The organism is Mucilaginibacter litoreus, from assembly GCF_042676805.1.
GTDB lineage: Bacteria > Bacteroidota > Bacteroidia > Sphingobacteriales > Sphingobacteriaceae > Mucilaginibacter > Mucilaginibacter litoreus.
Genome location: NZ_JBHTHZ010000002.1, coordinates 301,004 through 318,666, shown reverse-complemented (window position 1 = coordinate 318,666; position 17,663 = coordinate 301,004). Strand labels below are relative to the sequence as shown.

The following is a 17,663-nucleotide window of genomic DNA, read 5'->3' as shown; positions in this document are numbered from 1 at the left end:
TACGATTTTAGATGTACGATTTACGATTTTGACCGCAGCGTATTAATTGCAGCGACAATTATAGAAAGAAGTTCGTTCCCTTCCTTGTAAATAGGTGTGATTTTTTCTTTCAGTTCAGCATTAAGTTCAACTAAGAGTTCCAGGAAAAACATGCTTTCATCAAGCTCTTCTTCCACGATCTTTAATTTGTTAATGAAATCTGCTTTAGACTTAGCCCTGCATGCAGCGCGATAGTTAGCTCCAGTTGAACTTGCACTTCTTGCAAGCTGATCACAATAATTACGATTAACTACGTTCATTGAAATACCAAGAATAAGCTTTGCATTAGCAATTGCATATTGCTTAGTTCTTGAAAGCATATCTTGTTTATTCACTATTCATTAATATAAATAAATCGTAATACGTAATTCGTAACTCATAAATTCACCTAAACTATCTCATTCAGCATCCTGATATACAACTCAATGCCTTCACCGATTTCTTCTACATAAATAAACTCATCAGCCATGTGTGAGCGGGCAGAGTCGCCGGGACCTACTTTAATGGATGGAATATCAAGAAGCGACTGATCGGATGTGGTTGGCGAACCGTAGGTTGTACGGCCTAAAGCGACTCCGGCTTGTACAAAAGGGTGGTTTTTATCTATTGATGATGGTTTAAGGCGTATCGAACGTGGTTTAACATCGCAACTAACATGCTGGCGAATTATCTCAAGCACTTCCTCATTACGGTAAGCATCAGTTACACGCACATCAACCGTAAAGGTACAGGTTGCGGGCACTACGTTGTGCTGTGAACCCGCGTTAATAATAGTAACCGACATTTTAATAGGGCCAAATACTTCCGACTCCTTTGGGAATCTGAAAGTACGGAACCATTCTATATCTGTCAGCGCTTTATAAATGGCATTTTCACCTTCTTCGCGGGCGGCATGGCCTGCCTTACCATAGGCGGTGCAATCCAGCACCATTAAACCACGCTCGGCAATGGCCAGCTGCATTTCTGTTGGTTCGCCTACAATGCCAAATTCCAGCTTCCCAAGCTCCGGAATGATCAGTTCGAGGCCGTTAACACCGGATATCTCTTCTTCTGCAGTAGCAGCTAAACAAAAGTTATACTTAAGATCAGTACGGTTGTAATAGTGCAGGAAAACGTGGATTAGCGATACCAGGCAGCCGCCTGCATCATTACTGCCTAATCCATACAATTTGCCATCTTCAATTTTGGCATCATAAGGGTCGCGGGTATAACCGCTATTGGGTTTAACTGTATCATGATGCGAGTTAAGCAGTATAGTTGGCTTAGCAGCATCAAAATATTTGTTCCAGGCCCAAATGTTGTTCATCTTGCGATGCGTTTCAACTCCATGGGTTTGAAGGGTTTGTTCGATCAGGTCGGCTGTACGGTCCTCTTCCCTGCTGAAGGATTGTATAGAAATTAATTGCTGCAGCAATTGAAGCGCCTGCTGCGACAATGTGGTGATATCTGCCATATAAATCAAGGATTATTCCTTGTAATGAACGGCAAAATTACGCTTTTTGTGCAAAGGGCAAAAAAACCAGCTGTTATGAAAATGTAAAGCAGGGCTTATACCGCTATAGCAAAACGTACCAATTCAATTTTAAAGGCATTGATCCAGGAGTCATACCGTTTTATGTATTCCTTATCAATGTAAGCTAACGTTTCAATTTTTCCTTCAATATAAACTATTTGGTTAGGCTGCAAGTCAATACCCGTATCAGCTAGTATTTTGTCAGAAATTTTTATTTGATGATTTTCTTTGTGAACAACTTGCTGATTACCTTTTTTTATTGTTTCGCTGGTAACTACATTAAAACACAAAAAAGCATCGGTGGTTTTCGGGTTTCTGATAACTGGTTTTGAGATAATTTCGCCTAATAGAAAGACTTTGTTGATTCCTGAATTTGTATGCATATAATGGCTTCGGATGGCATTCACCCAACGGTAAAATTAAGAAGTAATTTATTTCTAAGAAATATTTTTATATAAATTTAATTAAAAATAAAACACAGGCTATTCCAACAGCAAAGCATCATCATCATCAGCAAGGTTAAGCTGTATCATGTCACTGCCTGCTATACCCTCTATAGATCCTTTTATGTGGGCAGCATTCAGCAGCACTTTTTCCAGCTGCTTCTCGCGCGCCTTCCATAGTTTTTCCATAGCGTCCCGTTCCTTCTGGATAGACAGCCGCATGCTCATGTATCCTTCTCTTATAGCTTTCCACTGCTCCGAAAACTCGCTGCTGGTAAGGTAATCGTAAAGCAGGTGCATTTTGTCGCCCTTGTTTTCCTGCGCTTTTGCCATGTTAGAAAGTTTGATCACACCATCGCGCAATATGTAAGACACTGCTTTTACCTCGTCAAAACTACATATCCAAACACCATCGCGTTCACCAAAACAATCCATACCTTTAGGGTAGCACTGGGTTACTATTACAGCCACATCAATACCCATGGCGCGCATATCTTTTTTTAATTTCTCAATCCACTCGTTAGCAAAAGCAGTTGTTCGTTTGCTCTCGTAGATAATACGGCCGCACTCCTGCCCAAACTGGTTACGTACGGTTTGTACGCAATCTGCCCCGCGCACGCCCTTACCTACCTCAGCTATCAAATCAAACGGAAAAAAGTTACGCAATTGTTCTTCCAATATCAGCTCCTGTGCCTCTCCCTGCAATTGCATAGATCCCTGCTCGGCCCGGCGCTTCATTTCATCAGTTAGTTTTTTCTGATCTTCCAAGCGCTTTTCAAGCTCTTTTACTTTAAGCTGGTATTCGGTATCTTTTAATGTTTGTTTTTCGGCTTCCTGCTTACGTACCTGCTCGGCGATATCAGCGCGTTGCTCCTGTAATTTGCGCTGCAGGACAATTTCCATTTCTTCTTCCTTTTGCTTAAGGGCCTGCTCCCGCTGCAGATATTCCAGCTCTTTCTGGCGCGACTCTTTCAGCTTCTCGGCACTCGCGTTAACCGAATTTTGCAGCATGGTTAACTGGGTCTCAAAATCGGCGGTTATGGATTTACGCAGATTTTCCTCAAGTGTAAGCTGAAGCTGTTTCTTTTCACCCGCAAGCCGCTGCTCAAATTCAGTCTGCTGCTGTTTGGCACGGCTGGTAAACTCTTCCTCTTTTTTACGAAACTCTTCTTCTTTCTGGCGGGTATAATCCTGCATCTTAAGCCTTAGCTGCTTTTTATATTCTTCGGCCATAACTTCCTCAATAGGAAAACCATGTCCGCAGCTGGGGCATTTAACTTCTGTAGCCATAAATCAATATTGAAAACCAAAGATAATGATTTTACTCAGCCGGTCATCGCTATCGCTCTACCATCCTCTCTCCGCAAGCGGAAAGAGGGTTTTCAAATCCTCTCCTGGGAGAGGATTTAAGTGAGAGTAATTTCGTGGCAAACCAGAGCAGTGCAGCGCAGTCTGGGTAACTTTTAAAAATCGTGGTAAAGATTCCTGAAGCTGCTTCTAATACCAAAGGTAAAAATAGCCGCGTTATTGGTTCCATCAGCATTTTTTTGATGCCTGTATAATCCACCCAGTTCAAAACGCAGATTGTATTTAGGGTTCATTAAAAATGAAACTGTTCCTTCAGCATAATATAAATTTGTATTTAAACCCTGGCCGATGGTGCTCGTGGTAAACGTAGGGTCGCGCGGTTTGGTTACATCTTTACCGGCATTGGTAGCGCTTGTGGCATCAAGCCCGTATTTGGCATACATCAACTGCCCCTGGAAATCAAAACGCTTGTAAGTGTAGTTAAGTAAACCGGTAACCTCCCTGAAGTTGGCTCCAAACGGATCACCTAATGGTTGGCTGTAGAAACTGTAAGCACTTATAACATCCGGGCTTTGATAAGTATATGGCTTTACTGCATTATATTCCACCAGGTAGTTAAGGTTGGTCACCCCTAACAGGTCAGCGCCGCGCAAACCTAACTGTACGCTGTTCGTATTATCGTTCTTATTACTGTCAAAAAAAGTGCTGCCGTTAAACCTGTCAAACAAAACCTGCCCGTATAAGGCTGTTTTATCAAAAACCTTGTATTTACCTGTAAAGCCAACCAGCGCGTTACCAGGTTGCGACGATGGGCCTAAGCTGCTTGCAAATAAAACAGGGTTGATAAAGTTAATATCGAATCCACGGCGGTTGCCCTGGTTGTCTGCCTCGGGTGCTATATAAGCGTTAAAGAAGCCAAACGACAGGCTGTTGCTCACATTCCAATCCAGGTAGTGAAATAAACCCCATTTACGGCGGTTACTGCCAAAATTGTCGAACTTGGGCAGATTGATATCCTGCAAATAAGCCCACATCATCATGTATTGCACCTTGCCCAAATTAGCTGTCAAACGTAACAAAGGATAATTGGCCGAATAATCTGATAATAGCACAGAGCGGTAGCCATCACCAATAAATGTTTTATCCTGACCAAGTGTAATATTAAGTTGTTTGATAGGTGTGTAAGATAAAATGGCGGTTGAGTAAGAAAAATCAGCATAAGTTTCTGCCCTACGTAAATAAGCCTGCCCCGGTACAAAGCGTATTTTGCGCATGTAAGCAGTATAATAATCTGCGTAGGCCGCCTGATTTTCATACCCACTGGTATAAAAAGAAAATTTAGATCCTATTGTACCCCCAACCTGGAAACCGCGCGTATTACTGCCTATGCGGGTTGTAAAGCCAAAACCCAGGGGTTTAAAATGTACTTCGTTATCAGTTGATTTATCCGCAAAATCATGCCCTATATAATTATCCGGCAAGTAATCTGCGTAAAAGGTGTAATCTTTTGTCCTGATATCAATTAAATGCTCGTTGAATATTTTGCGCAGAAACCAGTTTTTGCGGGTACTGTCTACCCCCATTTGCATCAGCTCATTATACCTGTTGTTAATAGTGCTATCTATTAAAAATGGCCGAAGCGATGTATGCATATTGCTGCTCTTTGAGTATATCTGAGCATTAAACTTTTGGTATAGCTGATAAGATTGCGGCAGATATACTGATTGAGCATTGCCTTTTACAGCAAGCAACATAACCATACCGGAAAGTAAAATGCTCTTAAAAGCAGGCTTAGTATATTTTTTTTGCATACACAACAAAATAAGTGCTATTTATTGTAACATTAAAATTTAAGTACAGCAATATTTAACTCCTGTACCAAAGCGTTAATTTCTGTTAAATTTGTTAAAGTGCCAGCACAACTCAAAAAAACAACTATTAAATAATGATATTTGCCGTGCTTAACTTATTACGTACTGCATGCAATACAATAAAATAAATAATCTATTAGGCTGGCTTTGCTTTGTTATTGCCTCAATAACCTACATCTTAACATTAGAGCCCTCAGTAAGTTTTTGGGATTGCGGCGAATTTATTTCATGCGCCTACCGGCTGCAGGTTTCGCATCAACCGGGTTACCCCATGTTTGCCATGCTGGGCAAGGTATTCTCATTACTTTCATTAGGTAACAATGCCAAAGTACCTTTTTTTACCAATTGTATGGCGGCCCTGGCCAGTGCTGCTACCGTAATGTTTTTGTTCTGGACTATAACCGCAATGGCTAAAAAGCTTGTCGCAAATAAGCAGCAAGTATTTAATAATGCGCAAATTGTGGTAATTATGGGTGCCGGGCTTGTTGGGGCGCTTGCATTTACTTATACCGATACTTTCTGGTTCTCGGCTGTTGAAACTATAGTTTTTGCCTTATCGTCGCTTTGTATCGCTGTAGTGTTTTGGGCAATTTTAAAATGGGAAGCACACGCAGACGAACCAGGGGCTGATAAATGGATTGTACTGATTGCTTATGTCATGGGCCTTTCTATAGGTATACACCTGCTGAACCTGCTTACCATACCTGCTATTGCTTTGGTTTACTATTTCCGCAGATATAAAAACATCACTATTAAAAGCACTTTAATAGCTTTTTTGATAAGCATTGTCATATTAGCTTTTGTGCAGTACGGCATCCGGGGATATACCATAAAGTTCGCCGCGTTTTTCGACCTGTTTTTTGTAAATTCGCTTGGGTTGGGCTTTGGCAGCGGGGCCATTGTTTTTTTCCTGCTGCTAATAGCCATTATTGTTGGCGGTATAATATACAGCATCCGCAAAAACAAACCTGCGCTTAACCTTGCTTTTTTGTGCATTGCCTTTATATATTTTGGTTACGGCTCTTTTGCTTACATCCCTATCAGGGCAACTGCTAATACTAATCTTAATAACTCTCATCCGGACAATGCTTTTACGCTATATGGCTATTTAAACCGCATACAATATGGGGAAACGCCTTTGCTAAGCGGCCCGTACTTTGACGCGCAGATAACCGACCAGGTTGAAGGGAGCACTATTTACCGCAAGGGCGAAAAGAAATATGAGGTTGCAGGGAAGCGTATCGATTACAAATATGACCATACCACCTTATTCCCCCGGATGTACAGCACTGACCCCGGAGACGTTGGTTTTTACCGTGGGTGGGGACAAATACCTGAAGGGCAGTCGCCAAATTTTATAGACAACCTTAAATGGATGGCCAGCTGGCAGGTTTATCAAATGTACTTCAGGTACTTTTTATGGAATTTTGCCGGGCGCTATAACGATAAAGACGGGCAGCAAAGCACCGAAAAGGTTGATGGCAACTGGACCACCGGGATATTTGATAGTGGCCGCCACCTGCCTAAATTTGTGTTAGATGATCCATCATATAGCCCGCTTTATGCCTTACCGCTTCTGTTAGGTTTAACAGGCTTGGTATACCACGTAGAGAAACGTAAAAAAGATGCTTTGATAATTATGCTATTGTGGTTTTTTACCGGCATAGCCATAGTTTTATATGTTAACCAGCCATCAGTACAGCCACGGGAAAGGGATTATTCTTATGTTGGATCATTATATGCATTTGCTATATGGATTGGGTTGGCAGTTGTTGCTATCGCCGATGCTTTAAGAACAAAAATGAATGCGCGTACTGCCGCTTATATTGCTACTGCAGCATGCCTGTTGCTGGCACCGGTGTTAATGGCAAAACAAGAGTGGCGCGGGCACGACCGCTCTACTAAAATGACACCGCATGATATGGCCTATAACTACCTGATATCATGCCCTCCCAACGCCATTTTGTTCACCTATGGTGATAATGATACCTACTCGTTATGGTACGACCAGGAAGTTGAAAATATTCGCCCTGATGTACGCATTGTTAACCTGAGCCTGTTTAGCGGCGATTGGTATATACGTCAAATGCAAAAGAAAATGAATGCTTCTGCCCCGTTGCCTATCACCATGCCTTACGAGAAATACAAAGATGGTATACGGGATGTGATATATTATAGCGATGCCAAAATTGAAGGACCTGTAGAATTAAAGGAAGTTTTTGATTTCATTACCTCTGATGATAAAAACATGCAGGGCCAAAGCCAGGGCGGCAGTTATGTTAACTATCTGCCAACCAAAAACTTCAAGTTAACCGTTAACGCAGATGATGTGATCAAAAACAAAGTAATATCGCCTGAACAAAAAAGCAAACTGGCAGATACTATGGAATGGAAATTTACATCAAACTATGTTACCAAGGATGATCTGGCAATGCTGGATATCCTGGCACATAACAATTGGAAAAGGCCTATCTGCTTTGCAATAACAGTTGGCAGCAGCAACCTTATTGGCCTGCAGCCCTATTTATATAAAGAAGGGTTTGTTTACCATTTAATGCCTCTTAAGGCTGATACAGCCAACCACGATCAGTTGAGTAAAACCAACAGCCTGGTGATGTATGATAATATGATGAACAAGTTTAAGTATGGTAACTTTAAAAACGCACGCTATCTTGACCCTGAATCTACCGGCATGTTTTACCCGGTTATGATGAGTACTTTTCTTGATCTGGCTAATAACCTGTATAAGGAGGGACACCCCGATAAGGCCTTAAAGGTACTTCACAAATGCGATGCTGAAATGCCCGAAAACCTGTACCCGTATGTAGATGTGGCTGGGCGTAAACTATTTTTAGCACAAATGGCCTATGATATGGGCGACACTAAACTGGGTAATAAATTTGTAAGCAGTATTGATAATTATATAACTGACCTGCTTGATTACAACCATCATTTACTGCAGGATAACGCAAGCCAGGTAGATACGCGCGATGTGCAAATAGGCATGCAGATACTTAACGGCATGGTTAATTACACTGAAGAAGCCCATCAAACAACGCTCAACAAAAAATTTGCGGCTCAGCTTAAAGATTACGGCAGTAAGTTTGCACCCATTTTAGGGCAGCCATAAAACTGCTGAACAGAACGCCCTCCTGGTTCAGGAGGGCGTTCTTATTTCTTCCAAAATTAAGGGTGAACAAATACTGCTGTATCACCCAGGCTGCGGTTAATTAATTTTAGCCTTGTTGCAGATATTTCCAATATGCTATCCTTACGATTTTTACCGTCTTTACGATCTATTTTAAGCGTATGGCCCTTGTCTGTAATTTCCCATGTACCGGCATTTGTGCCCTGGGCAGATTGAGATTCATAAGTCTTGTCTTGCCGGAATACTACTCGTAAACCTTTTACCAGGTCCACAATTTCGTCTTTGTGTTCCTCAATTTGTTCGGCGGCATCAGGATTTGTTTCTATTATTTTAGCTATGGTATGCTTAACAGTGGTATTAACCGATGCATCATCAATCTTCCAGGTACCTATAATATCCTTTTCAGGTGTACTTGGAGAGGTAAAGGCCGATAAAGCCAATGTAATAACGCCTGATGTTATAAGTTTAACTTTCATTTAGATTTTTTATATATGTATGCTGATATCTGCCTACAATTTATCAATTTTATTAATTGAATGCTAATCCATTCAAACCTTAGCTACAAGCTAACATTTTGTAACATTAATATCTACATCATGCCCGAATTACCCGATCTTGAAGTTTTCAGCCACAACCTTAACAAAAAGCTTTCCGGCAAAACTGTACACCAGGTAACTGTGCATACTTCAAAAGCCAATGTAAGTGAGAAAGAATTACAGCAAACCTTACACGGTCAAAAATTATCCGCTGTATATCGCGAAGGCAAGGAATTACATTTTGAGTTCAGCAAAAGGGATGTGCTGGCTATGCACCTGATGCTGCACGGTAAGCTGTATTACTTTGAAAAGAAGAACGAACAAAAATATCCGGTAATAGAGTTGCTTTTTAATGATGATACCGGGTTGGTGCTAACCGATTTTCAGAAAGCAGCCACTCCTACCCTTAACCCTGAAAAAAAGGATGCACCCGACGCTTTATCCGCCGAGGCGGATAAAGATTACCTAAAAGGGGTACTGGCAAAAAAACGGACAAATATTAAAACCATTCTTTTAGATCAGAAAATAATACGTGGCATCGGCAATGCCTATGTCGATGAGATACTCTGGCAGGCACGTATATCGCCCTTTTCAGCTGGCAATAAAATTCCGGCAGATAAAGTTAAAGAGCTGATCAGCTCGATTCACTCGGTGCTTAAGGACGCGCAAAAAAATATAATTAAACATAATCCGGATATTATAGCCGGCGAAGTGCGCGACTTTATGCTCATCCACAACCCTAAAAATAAAACCAGCCCCGAGGGGGCAAAAATTCAAGTAGAGAATGGCTCACGCAAAACATACTATACCGACGAGCAGGAATTGTATAAGTAATTACTTCCAATTTTCCACATAGCCTAATTTTCTACACAATTAAAACATTTAACTTGCAGCTTATGTTGAAGGTAATAAATTACAATTACCAACATGGGAACTTTACAACATATACAACACCAGATTTCTGCTTTAAATGATTTGATCAAAATAAATAACGACCGTATCACAGGTTACCAGAAAGCGGTAGACGGGACAGCAGATACCGGCCTTAAAACTGTTTTTGAAGGATACATAGACCAAAGTAAGGGCTATGTGAACGAACTCAACGATTATATACACCAGCTTGGCGGTTCACCTGCAGATGGTACCACACTTTCGGGTAAATTTTATCATGCATGGATGGATGTTAAGTCAGCCTTTACCAAAAAAGATAACCAGTCGGTATTATCTGATTGTGAATATGGTGAAGATGTAGCGAAAAGCGCTTACCGAAAAGCTTTGGATGATAAGGAATTGATATGGGAGGATGAAAAGGTGGTAAGTTTGCTTACCAATCATTTTAATGGCCTAAAAATATCTCATGACGCTATTAAGGCCTTGCGGGATTCTGCCAAACAGGAAGCCTGATTAAAAAAATAAACTTATGCTGTCATTCTGAACGATAGTGAGGAATCTTGTTCGAAAATGTATAAACTTTGCGCATCTAACAAGATTCCTCCTCGTACCTCTTCGGAATGACTAAACTGAAGTTTTTTCAGATACCTTACAAACTTACAAAGTGCTCAGCCAGTGCTGTAAAATCGTCAAACTTCAGGTCGTAATCATCTGTTGTGCCAAAGCCATAACTTACAAACACAAAAGGGATGCCTGCCAGTCGGCTTTGCAAACCGTCTCCTTCGGTATCGCCTACATAAACGGGATTTGTAAGGCCATGTTTATCCATTAGTAATTTGATATTATGGCTTTTAGGCATAAAGTTTACACCGTGGGCAAGTTCATCTTTTATTAATTCATCAATACCTGCCCAGTCAATAAACTGCCTGATGATACCTTTTGCGCAGTTACTTAAAATAAACAGCGGGTATTTTTCTGCCAACAACCGTAGTCCTTCCCTTACTCCGGGGTATAAAATGCCGCCTTTTTCGCGAATCAGGTTGTGGCGCTTATCGTTTACAATGCTGTATATCTCAACCCGCCTGTCATGCTCAAACTCGGGCATCAGTATTTCTATCACCTTTTTTCCTTCCATTCCAACCATCCCCGCCAGCACATCACGACTGATGGTTTTATCAATACCCTGCTCCTTAAAAACAATGTTCCAGGAGTAAGCATAAGTGTCTACAGCATCCCATAGGGTGCCATCCATATCAAAAATAAGGCTGTCGGGCTTTTGCATTTCAAACGTATATTTAAGCGCTTAAGTTAGCCCTTTGGCTTTTAATCGGCAAAATTATTATTTCTCGTTTGCGCAAATTATAAATCAGTAAAAAATACCATAACAACTTACTTATACACCATTGCTCAAGGTAATTGTTGGGTATCTTTGTAATGTAATGGAAAAGGCATTCCCTATATATGATATTTGCTCCCTTGAGGATCATCAGCACAACGATTTGCTGATAAGCCGGTTTGCTCCATACCTGGATAAGCACCAGAATTTAAGCTTACCTCATAAGCATACATTTTATCATGTGGTATTATTTACCAAGGGCGGCGGTAAACATTCAATAGACTTTAAATATTTTGATGTTAAGCCCTACCAGATTTATTTTATGGTACCTGGGCAGGTACACCGCTGGAATTTTGAGGGCCCGGTAGATGGATACATCATCAACTTTTCCGGAGAGTTCTTTCAATCTTTCCTGTTAAGATCTGATTACCTGGAGAGTTTGCCATTTTTTAGCGGCAATGTTGATGACGAGGTGATTGATCTGACAAAAAGTACCGGACATGAAGTTGCTGCATTATTTGAGCAACTCCTTGCCGAAGCGGGTAGCCAAAGCCGCATGCGCTTAGACATGATACGGCTGCTTGTTTTACAAATATTTGTATTAACAGCCCGCGAAAGTGCCGGCATCAACAACCCTGCCCTGCCAAACTATAATTATACTTTGCTGCAAAGCTTTCGTAAACTGGTAGAGAAAAACTTTGCACAGCTACGCTTACCTAAAGATTATGCTGCGCTGCTGTACATCACACCAAACCATTTAAACGCTTTGTGTAATGACATACTGGGCATATCGGCGGGGGAATTGATACGCAACAGGGTGATACTCGAAGCCAAACGCCTGCTGGTAAATCATAGCATGAACATTAGCGAAATATCAGCCAAGCTCAACTTTGCAGATAACTCTTACTTTACCAAATTTTTTAAAAAATATACAGAACTAACTCCTGAAGATTTCAGGAAAAACCCAATAGCACAATGAGCACCGATAAAAAACCCAATGGATATGTACCTATGATGACCGGGCTTGCAAAAGCCAAATGCCCGCGTTGCCGCCGGGGCGATATTTTTGCATCAGGCACATATAGTTTTACAGGCCAAAAAATGCATGAAAAATGTTCGCACTGCGGGCTGTATTATGAGCGTGAGCCGGGTTACTGGTATGTAGCCATGTTTGTGAGCTACGCGCTTAACGTTGCTGAAATGGTTACCGCGGCAGTTGCCTTACATATATTAACAGGATCAGATTCACCATGGGTTTATGTAGGGGTTCTACTTGGAATCATCTTTATTCTATCACCTTTTAATTATCGGTACTCAAGAGTAATATTGCTTTACTGGTTAACACCAGGCCTGCATTATGAGCCTGAACGCGCAAAAGACAAGCATGGCGAACAATCGATAATGTAAATCAGGCAAACAATATTCTTAAAACGGCATTAGTATAGTAGTAAAATACAGATGCCATGAACAAAACTTTAGGAATAATACTCATTGTTATTGGTGCAGCTATGTTGATATGGACAGGTTTCACTTACACCAAAAAAGAAAAAATTGTTGATGCCGGGCCTATTCAGGTATCGGCCGACAAAGAAAAAACAGTTAACTGGCCCCCATATCTTGGCGGCATATTGCTGGTGGGCGGAATTGTAATAGTGGCTACTTCAAAAAAACAGTAAAGCTTGTATATTAGCCGGTATGCAACCGGTATTTTTTAAAACACAGGCCGATTTTCGTGAATGGCTGCAACAAAACGCTGATAAAGAGACTGAGCTGCTTGTTGGTTTTTATAAAACAGGCAGCGGTAAGCCCAGTATTACCTGGCCACAATCGGTAGATGAAGCGCTCTGCTTCGGCTGGATAGACGGCGTGCGCAAATCACTTGACGCAGAAAGCTACACTATCCGATTTACGCCTCGTAAACCAAGCAGTATCTGGAGCAGGGTAAATATCAAAAAAGTTGAGGAGCTTACTCAAAAAGGCCTTATGCAACCGGCCGGAGTGGCAGCTTTTGCAAAGCGGCAGGAAAGCAAATCTGGTATATACAGCTTTGAGAAGGAAGCGGCTGAATTAAAACCCGAATACCTGAAACAGTTAAAAGCCAATGAACGAGCCTGGCAGTTTTTTCAATCACAAGCACCCTGGTATCAAAAAGTTTCCGTTCACAGGATTATGGATGCTAAACAGGAAAAAACGCAGCAAAGCCGGTTAAATAAATTGATAGAATATAGTGAGAAAGGTTTACGCACGCCTTAAATAATACTGTCATCCCGGTTTGTTAGCTACCACCCCGGGACCCCACACCTGTAAACCCAACCTGTCAAAGCTGTATATTGTGTGAAATGCCGCACATTGGCCATCATGCAGCACGACAGATATTTTCAGTTAAACCAACTTTCCGTTTTCAATGGCTTGCTGTAATATGCCGGCTTTAAACCTGGGTTTATAACAACGTACAGCAAGCTTTTTAACCCATGGGCGCTTGTAGCCAAACAATGTTTTTAGCATTCGCACACGCGTAGAACCTTTGGGATAACCATATTTGTACCAGCTGAATTTAGAACGGTCTACATGAAAGTGCTCCGCAAACTCGGCCAAAAATAAATCAATCTCAATATCGTAAATATCCAGGTCAAGATCGATGCTGGTATTGGCATCAATGGCAGAGGTATCAACCGCTTTTACTTTATAACGGTTGCAGTAATCAATAATAAACTCCTTTAACTGGGGTGAAAGTTGATCCATACAATGCCTTAATAGTTCTGTTAAAAAGGACACCGTTATTGGTTCGGCGTTGCAGTATAAATATAGAAAAATTTATAAAACGATGGATATCAGGCCAATTCCTTTTGCAATTTATACATATCTAAAGGCTGTTTTAATACACCAAACCGTTTATCAATAAGCAATGGTAAAACCTCGCCGGTTGGGCTATAGCCCCGCCTGTAGTACCATTGTAAAAGCTCTGCACGCCTGGTGATAACAGTCATGGTTACAGTATTTATGCTGATACTGCGTGCATAATCTTCGGCCGCCTGCAGGAGTTGCCTGCCAATGCCACCGGCCTGCATCTGAGGCGAAACAGTAAGCATACCAACATATAACTCACTGCCTTTATTTTTAAGATACACACAGCCGCTTAAAAAGCCATCGTTGTTTACATACTTCAGAATTACAGCCTCCGGATCATTGATCTGTTCTGTCATGCTTTCAGTATCTATCCGTTGCCCGTCAATCATATCGGCTTCGGTAGTCCACCCTCTTTTTGATGACTCACCCCGATAGGCAGAATTAACAAGCGCTACAAGTTGGTTAACGTCTTGTATGGTTGCTGGTAGTACAGGCATAGGTATTATAGTAGTTTGTAATCCTCGCGGGCTGGGCTAAAAATATCAATTAGTTTACAATCGGTAATGGCAAGGCCGCTATGAGGGGCATTTGAAGGAATAACCGCGAACATTTCTGCATCAAGCACCTGCGGCACACCGTTTACTGTGAGCTCAAACCTGCCCTCTGTTACAAACGAAAGCTGCTCATGCACATGGCTGTGAGTAGGTACACTACAACCGGCCGCCACTTCAATAAAATTGATGGTATTAGTATCGGTATGTATCAGTTTAGAGAAAAAACCCGGCGCTATCTCTTTAGTAGCAATGTCTTTAAAATATTTAAAAACGTTAGTATCCATTGCGCAAGATAGCTAATCAAGCAGGTTTATCCCACAATATATTTACTACCGGGCAGGTATGATAGTAATTTAATAAGCATATAGGTAACTATAAAGGTGCTTACTGCCAATACAGGTATCACCAGCACCGGCTGCCGCAACCAGTTATTTATCAGCGGGAATAACTGTACCAAGATAAGTATATGCGCCAGGTACATACCATATGTCAAACCGGATACTTTGGCTATGAGTTGCTCAAGAGCTGCGCTTCCAATTGTGATCACCCGGAACATCAGGAACAAACCTGTAGCCATCATAGCAACATTTATGGTAGGGAATGACCAGGAAAGCTCCAGTTGGGGGATGTCTTTTGCAACAGGCAATTGGTGTGCAAAAACCGCACGGGTAATTAAGTAACCGGCTATAACGAGCACCAAGCCGATCCAAAAGCCTTTCGCTTTTGAAATAGTTACATGTTCTTTAATATAATTACCCAGTAACAGGTAACCAATGTAGCCAGAAAAATAATATCCGCTATGGTACTTGTTCCAGAAAGCCTCTCCTAAAATCTCCGGAAATACTGTTTTAATGTAAGGGAACAAAAGCGTTATCGTCCATAGCAAAAGAAAAAACAGTTTGAAACGTTTTGATGCCGTTTGTACCCAAGGCGAAAATATTGGCATAAACAGATAAACGCCGATAAACATGTATACAAACCACAAATGCCCGGCGCTGGGTGCAAAGTTTACCGGGATGATAAACAGATCATGCCACATTTGTGCGGTATTGCTTATGCCTATTAAGTAAGGAACAATAGCATAAAGCACGCTCCATACCAGGAAAGGGATCAGCAGGCGCGTAAACCGGCGCTTGTAAAATGTTTTTGCACCCTCTTTAATGGGTAGTAACAAATAACCTGATATCATCACAAACAAAGGCACACACGAGCGCATAAAACTGCCATAATTGTTCACCCAAACATGATACTTACGGATGATTGTATTGCCTTCACCAATGTAAAAGAACTCGCCCGAATGAACGGTGAGTACCATTAAACAGGCAAATATTCTTAATAGATTAAGATAAGCAGTAGGGCTGCTTTTGAAAGTAGCTGGCGGTGCAGGTGCAGTCATTCAGTTTAAATAATAGTTGTCTAAATTATGTAAAAGCCTGATAACCCTCACACTTTTTCCATACTTTAAAGTTGTAGTATTAGTATATTTAACTATGGCATTTATTGATTACTATAACATACTTGGCGTAGATAAAAACGCCTCAGATAAAGACATCAAGAGCGCTTACCGCAAACTGGCCCGCAAATATCATCCGGATGTTAACCCTAACGACCCGGAAGCTGAAAAACAATTTAAGCAGGTTAACGAGGCCAACGAGGTTTTGAGCGACCCGGAAAAACGGGAAAAATACGATAAATACGGTGAAAACTGGCAGCACGGCGAAGCCTATGAACAAGCCCAAAAGCAGCAGCAACAATACGGGCAGTACAGCTACGGCGGCGGTGCACAGGATTTTGGCGGATTTGATTATGGCGGCTCAGAAGGTGGCGGCTTTTCTGACTTTTTTAATTCCATGTTTGGTGGCATGGGTGGTGGCGGCAGCCGGCGGCAATCCTCGTCGCGCTACCGCGGGCAGGACCTAAATGCCGAACTGCACCTGAACCTGCGTGATGTAATGGAATCAAAAAAGCAAACCATAACCGTCAACGGAAAAAATATTCGCCTGACCATTCCGGCCGGTATTGAAAACGGACAAACCATAAAAATAGCAGGGCATGGCGCACCCGGTACCAACGGCGCACCGGCCGGAGATTTATACATTACCTTTGCCATACCTGATGACCCGGAGTTTAAACGCACCGGCAGCGACCTGCATAAAACACTGACCATAGACCTTTACACCGCAGTTTTAGGCGGCGAAATAACCGCAGATACACTTACAGGCAAGGTAAAGCTTAAAGTAGCCCCCGGCACTCAAAACAACACAAAGGTTAAGTTAAAAGGCAAAGGCGTACCTGTTTATAAAAAAGACGGGCACTCTGGCGATTTGTATCTTACCTATAATGTGCAATTACCTACCAATTTAACCGATAAACAGAAAAAATTATTTGAAGAACTGGCCAAATTATAATTCACTATGAAAGCAGATCAAGCAATAAGTGTTGATGATTTTTGCATTTATCATAATGTGCAATACACGTTTATAGACTATCTGGCCGATGCCGGTTTAATTAACGTGACCCAGATAAACAAGGTGCGATGCATTCCTCTTTATGAGATACAAAAACTTGAACGTATGGTACGCCTGCACACTCAGCTGGAAATTAATGAAGCAGGAATTGCTACCATTAGTAATTTACTGGAAAGAATTGAAGGTATGCAACAGGAAATGAAATACTTACGTAGCAGATTACATATATACGAGGATTAACATTCCTAAAAAGAGTAGGTTTTATTTAAACCATGGCTTAGTTATTGGGTCATACCTGCAAATGAAACAATAATTGTAACTAAAATCTACTATTATGAAACTGTTAAAAATTTCAATTATAGCGCTGGTACTTACATTCTCAATGCAGTTGGCAAAAGCGCAGGTAAGCGTAGGCATAGGTGTTAACATTGGTACACCGGTACGCCATGTTTATGTAGAAAGGCCTTACTATTATGACCGTGTAGCTTATTATGAGCGCCCTGTAGTAGTGCGCAGGTATTACGCACGCCCCGTTTATCGCACACACTATTACCGCCGTCCGGCTTACAGGCACGTAGTTTACACAAAACACTACAGCCACGGCCGTGGCCATCATTATGGCAGAAGGTGGTAATATTCAATATATATTTTCCAGGCCTTCCGGTTATCACCGGGAGGCTTTTTTGTTGACTACTTACGCTCAGCTCCT

The 17,663-nt window shown here is 41.5% G+C and carries 21 protein-coding genes; 10 read left to right on the top strand and 11 right to left on the bottom strand.

Features of this window, described 5'->3' with window-relative positions:
• Window positions 1–20 precede the first annotated feature (20 nt).
• The 5 genes from ACFQZX_RS04860 to ACFQZX_RS04840 form a co-directional block, all read right to left on the bottom strand.
• Window positions 21–374 (bottom strand): four helix bundle protein, encoded by a 354-nt coding sequence (locus ACFQZX_RS04860; protein ID WP_377111978.1) that lies wholly within the window; start codon window positions 372–374, stop codon window positions 21–23.
• Between the two features lie 53 nt (window positions 375–427).
• Window positions 428–1,492, bottom strand: coding sequence for a M20 family metallo-hydrolase (locus ACFQZX_RS04855; RefSeq protein WP_377111976.1), 1,065 nt, complete (start codon window positions 1,490–1,492; stop codon window positions 428–430).
• Window positions 1,493–1,587: 95 nt separating this feature from the next.
• On the bottom strand, window positions 1,588–1,935 hold the full coding sequence (locus tag ACFQZX_RS04850) for a single-stranded DNA-binding protein (RefSeq protein WP_377111974.1): 348 nt from the start codon (window positions 1,933–1,935) through the stop codon (window positions 1,588–1,590).
• Window positions 1,936–2,034: 99 nt separating this feature from the next.
• Complete coding sequence (locus ACFQZX_RS04845) at window positions 2,035–3,285, bottom strand: DUF2130 domain-containing protein (RefSeq protein WP_377111971.1); 1,251 nt, start codon at window positions 3,283–3,285, stop codon at window positions 2,035–2,037.
• Between the two features lie 173 nt (window positions 3,286–3,458).
• The gene (locus ACFQZX_RS04840; RefSeq protein ID WP_377111968.1) at window positions 3,459–5,063 is read right to left on the bottom strand and encodes a gliding motility protein RemB; all 1,605 of its coding nucleotides are present in this window, start codon (window positions 5,061–5,063) and stop codon (window positions 3,459–3,461) included.
• A gap of 220 nt (window positions 5,064–5,283) precedes the next feature.
• On the opposite strand from ACFQZX_RS04840, the gene ACFQZX_RS04835 reads away from it, so the two are divergent.
• Window positions 5,284–8,304: a glycosyltransferase family 117 protein gene (locus ACFQZX_RS04835; protein ID WP_377111965.1), complete on the top strand. Its 3,021-nt coding sequence runs from the start codon at window positions 5,284–5,286 to the stop codon at window positions 8,302–8,304.
• Window positions 8,305–8,360: 56 nt separating this feature from the next.
• Here ACFQZX_RS04835 and ACFQZX_RS04830 read toward each other — a convergent pair whose 3' ends face one another.
• Window positions 8,361–8,798 carry a lipocalin-like domain-containing protein gene (locus ACFQZX_RS04830; RefSeq protein ID WP_377111963.1) on the bottom strand — a complete coding sequence of 146 codons (438 nt, stop codon included), beginning with the start codon at window positions 8,796–8,798 and terminating at the stop codon, window positions 8,361–8,363.
• Between the two features lie 120 nt (window positions 8,799–8,918).
• Here ACFQZX_RS04830 and ACFQZX_RS04825 point away from each other — a divergent pair, with 120 nt between their 5' ends.
• Both ACFQZX_RS04825 and ACFQZX_RS04820 read left to right on the top strand, forming a co-directional pair.
• A complete protein-coding gene (locus tag ACFQZX_RS04825; protein ID WP_377111960.1) occupies window positions 8,919–9,692 on the top strand; it encodes a DNA-formamidopyrimidine glycosylase family protein in 774 nt (257 codons plus the stop codon).
• Between the two features lie 93 nt (window positions 9,693–9,785).
• The gene (locus ACFQZX_RS04820; protein WP_377111957.1) at window positions 9,786–10,262 is read left to right on the top strand and encodes a ferritin-like domain-containing protein; all 477 of its coding nucleotides are present in this window, start codon (window positions 9,786–9,788) and stop codon (window positions 10,260–10,262) included.
• A gap of 136 nt (window positions 10,263–10,398) precedes the next feature.
• Here ACFQZX_RS04820 and ACFQZX_RS04815 read toward each other — a convergent pair whose 3' ends face one another.
• On the bottom strand, window positions 10,399–11,031 hold the full coding sequence (locus ACFQZX_RS04815) for an HAD family hydrolase (RefSeq protein ID WP_377111954.1): 633 nt from the start codon (window positions 11,029–11,031) through the stop codon (window positions 10,399–10,401).
• A gap of 157 nt (window positions 11,032–11,188) precedes the next feature.
• Between ACFQZX_RS04815 and ACFQZX_RS04810 the strand changes: the two genes are divergently transcribed.
• Genes ACFQZX_RS04810 through ACFQZX_RS04795 form a run of 4 tightly spaced genes read left to right on the top strand, consistent with a single transcriptional unit; the run spans window position 11,189 to window position 13,338 of the window.
• Window positions 11,189–12,064 carry a helix-turn-helix domain-containing protein gene (locus ACFQZX_RS04810; RefSeq protein ID WP_377111951.1) on the top strand — a complete coding sequence of 292 codons (876 nt, stop codon included), beginning with the start codon at window positions 11,189–11,191 and terminating at the stop codon, window positions 12,062–12,064.
• Window positions 12,061–12,492 (top strand): DUF983 domain-containing protein, encoded by a 432-nt coding sequence (locus tag ACFQZX_RS04805; RefSeq protein ID WP_377111949.1) that lies wholly within the window; start codon window positions 12,061–12,063, stop codon window positions 12,490–12,492. Before ACFQZX_RS04810 ends, ACFQZX_RS04805 begins: the two co-directional genes overlap by 4 nt.
• Window positions 12,493–12,548: 56 nt before the next feature.
• A complete protein-coding gene (locus ACFQZX_RS04800) occupies window positions 12,549–12,761 on the top strand; it encodes a hypothetical protein (protein WP_377111946.1) in 213 nt (70 codons plus the stop codon).
• A gap of 19 nt (window positions 12,762–12,780) precedes the next feature.
• Window positions 12,781–13,338, top strand: a complete 558-nt coding sequence (locus tag ACFQZX_RS04795) for a YdeI/OmpD-associated family protein (RefSeq protein WP_377111943.1) — start codon at window positions 12,781–12,783, stop codon at window positions 13,336–13,338.
• A 129-nt stretch (window positions 13,339–13,467) separates the two neighbouring features.
• On the opposite strand, the gene ACFQZX_RS04790 is transcribed toward ACFQZX_RS04795, so the two are convergent.
• The 4 genes from ACFQZX_RS04790 to ACFQZX_RS04775 all read right to left on the bottom strand — a co-directional run bounded on the left by ACFQZX_RS04790 (window position 13,468) and on the right by ACFQZX_RS04775 (window position 15,882).
• Entirely contained in the window at window positions 13,468–13,827 is a 360-nt protein-coding gene (locus tag ACFQZX_RS04790; protein WP_377111940.1) for a DUF1493 family protein, read from the bottom strand.
• 89 nt (window positions 13,828–13,916) lie between these two features.
• Entirely contained in the window at window positions 13,917–14,429 is a 513-nt protein-coding gene (locus ACFQZX_RS04785; RefSeq protein ID WP_377111937.1) for a GNAT family N-acetyltransferase, read from the bottom strand.
• Between the two features lie 5 nt (window positions 14,430–14,434).
• Complete coding sequence (locus ACFQZX_RS04780; protein ID WP_377111934.1) at window positions 14,435–14,770, bottom strand: cupin domain-containing protein; 336 nt, start codon at window positions 14,768–14,770, stop codon at window positions 14,435–14,437.
• A 26-nt stretch (window positions 14,771–14,796) separates the two neighbouring features.
• Window positions 14,797–15,882: an acyltransferase gene (locus ACFQZX_RS04775; protein WP_377111931.1), complete on the bottom strand. Its 1,086-nt coding sequence runs from the start codon at window positions 15,880–15,882 to the stop codon at window positions 14,797–14,799.
• 94 nt (window positions 15,883–15,976) lie between these two features.
• Between ACFQZX_RS04775 and ACFQZX_RS04770 the strand changes: the two genes are divergently transcribed.
• The 3 genes from ACFQZX_RS04770 (at window position 15,977) to ACFQZX_RS04760 (ending at window position 17,588) form a co-directional block, all read left to right on the top strand.
• The gene (locus ACFQZX_RS04770) at window positions 15,977–16,894 is read left to right on the top strand and encodes a DnaJ C-terminal domain-containing protein (protein ID WP_377111928.1); all 918 of its coding nucleotides are present in this window, start codon (window positions 15,977–15,979) and stop codon (window positions 16,892–16,894) included.
• Between the two features lie 6 nt (window positions 16,895–16,900).
• On the top strand, window positions 16,901–17,194 hold the full coding sequence (locus tag ACFQZX_RS04765) for a chaperone modulator CbpM (protein WP_377111925.1): 294 nt from the start codon (window positions 16,901–16,903) through the stop codon (window positions 17,192–17,194).
• A gap of 94 nt (window positions 17,195–17,288) precedes the next feature.
• Window positions 17,289–17,588: a hypothetical protein gene (locus ACFQZX_RS04760; RefSeq protein ID WP_377111922.1), complete on the top strand. Its 300-nt coding sequence runs from the start codon at window positions 17,289–17,291 to the stop codon at window positions 17,586–17,588.
• Window positions 17,589–17,663 lie beyond the last annotated feature (75 nt).

Coding starts and splice junctions, on each gene's coding strand:
- ACFQZX_RS04855 (WP_377111976.1), bottom strand. CDS start 1,492: ATGGCAGATATCACCACATTGTCGCAGCAGGCGCTTCAATTGCTGCAG.
- ACFQZX_RS04850 (WP_377111974.1), bottom strand. CDS start 1,935: ATGCATACAAATTCAGGAATCAACAAAGTCTTTCTATTAGGCGAAATT.
- ACFQZX_RS04845 (WP_377111971.1), bottom strand. CDS start 3,285: ATGGCTACAGAAGTTAAATGCCCCAGCTGCGGACATGGTTTTCCTATT.
- ACFQZX_RS04840 (WP_377111968.1), bottom strand. CDS start 5,063: ATGGTTATGTTGCTTGCTGTAAAAGGCAATGCTCAATCAGTATATCTG.
- ACFQZX_RS04835 (WP_377111965.1), top strand. CDS start 5,284: ATGCAATACAATAAAATAAATAATCTATTAGGCTGGCTTTGCTTTGTT.
- ACFQZX_RS04830 (WP_377111963.1), bottom strand. CDS start 8,798: ATGAAAGTTAAACTTATAACATCAGGCGTTATTACATTGGCTTTATCG.
- ACFQZX_RS04825 (WP_377111960.1), top strand. CDS start 8,919: ATGCCCGAATTACCCGATCTTGAAGTTTTCAGCCACAACCTTAACAAA.
- ACFQZX_RS04820 (WP_377111957.1), top strand. CDS start 9,786: ATGGGAACTTTACAACATATACAACACCAGATTTCTGCTTTAAATGAT.
- ACFQZX_RS04815 (WP_377111954.1), bottom strand. CDS start 11,031: ATGCAAAAGCCCGACAGCCTTATTTTTGATATGGATGGCACCCTATGG.
- ACFQZX_RS04810 (WP_377111951.1), top strand. CDS start 11,189: ATGGAAAAGGCATTCCCTATATATGATATTTGCTCCCTTGAGGATCAT.
- ACFQZX_RS04805 (WP_377111949.1), top strand. CDS start 12,061: ATGAGCACCGATAAAAAACCCAATGGATATGTACCTATGATGACCGGG.
- ACFQZX_RS04800 (WP_377111946.1), top strand. CDS start 12,549: ATGAACAAAACTTTAGGAATAATACTCATTGTTATTGGTGCAGCTATG.
- ACFQZX_RS04795 (WP_377111943.1), top strand. CDS start 12,781: ATGCAACCGGTATTTTTTAAAACACAGGCCGATTTTCGTGAATGGCTG.
- ACFQZX_RS04790 (WP_377111940.1), bottom strand. CDS start 13,827: ATGGATCAACTTTCACCCCAGTTAAAGGAGTTTATTATTGATTACTGC.
- ACFQZX_RS04785 (WP_377111937.1), bottom strand. CDS start 14,429: ATGCCTGTACTACCAGCAACCATACAAGACGTTAACCAACTTGTAGCG.
- ACFQZX_RS04780 (WP_377111934.1), bottom strand. CDS start 14,770: ATGGATACTAACGTTTTTAAATATTTTAAAGACATTGCTACTAAAGAG.
- ACFQZX_RS04775 (WP_377111931.1), bottom strand. CDS start 15,882: ATGACTGCACCTGCACCGCCAGCTACTTTCAAAAGCAGCCCTACTGCT.
- ACFQZX_RS04770 (WP_377111928.1), top strand. CDS start 15,977: ATGGCATTTATTGATTACTATAACATACTTGGCGTAGATAAAAACGCC.
- ACFQZX_RS04765 (WP_377111925.1), top strand. CDS start 16,901: ATGAAAGCAGATCAAGCAATAAGTGTTGATGATTTTTGCATTTATCAT.
- ACFQZX_RS04760 (WP_377111922.1), top strand. CDS start 17,289: ATGAAACTGTTAAAAATTTCAATTATAGCGCTGGTACTTACATTCTCA.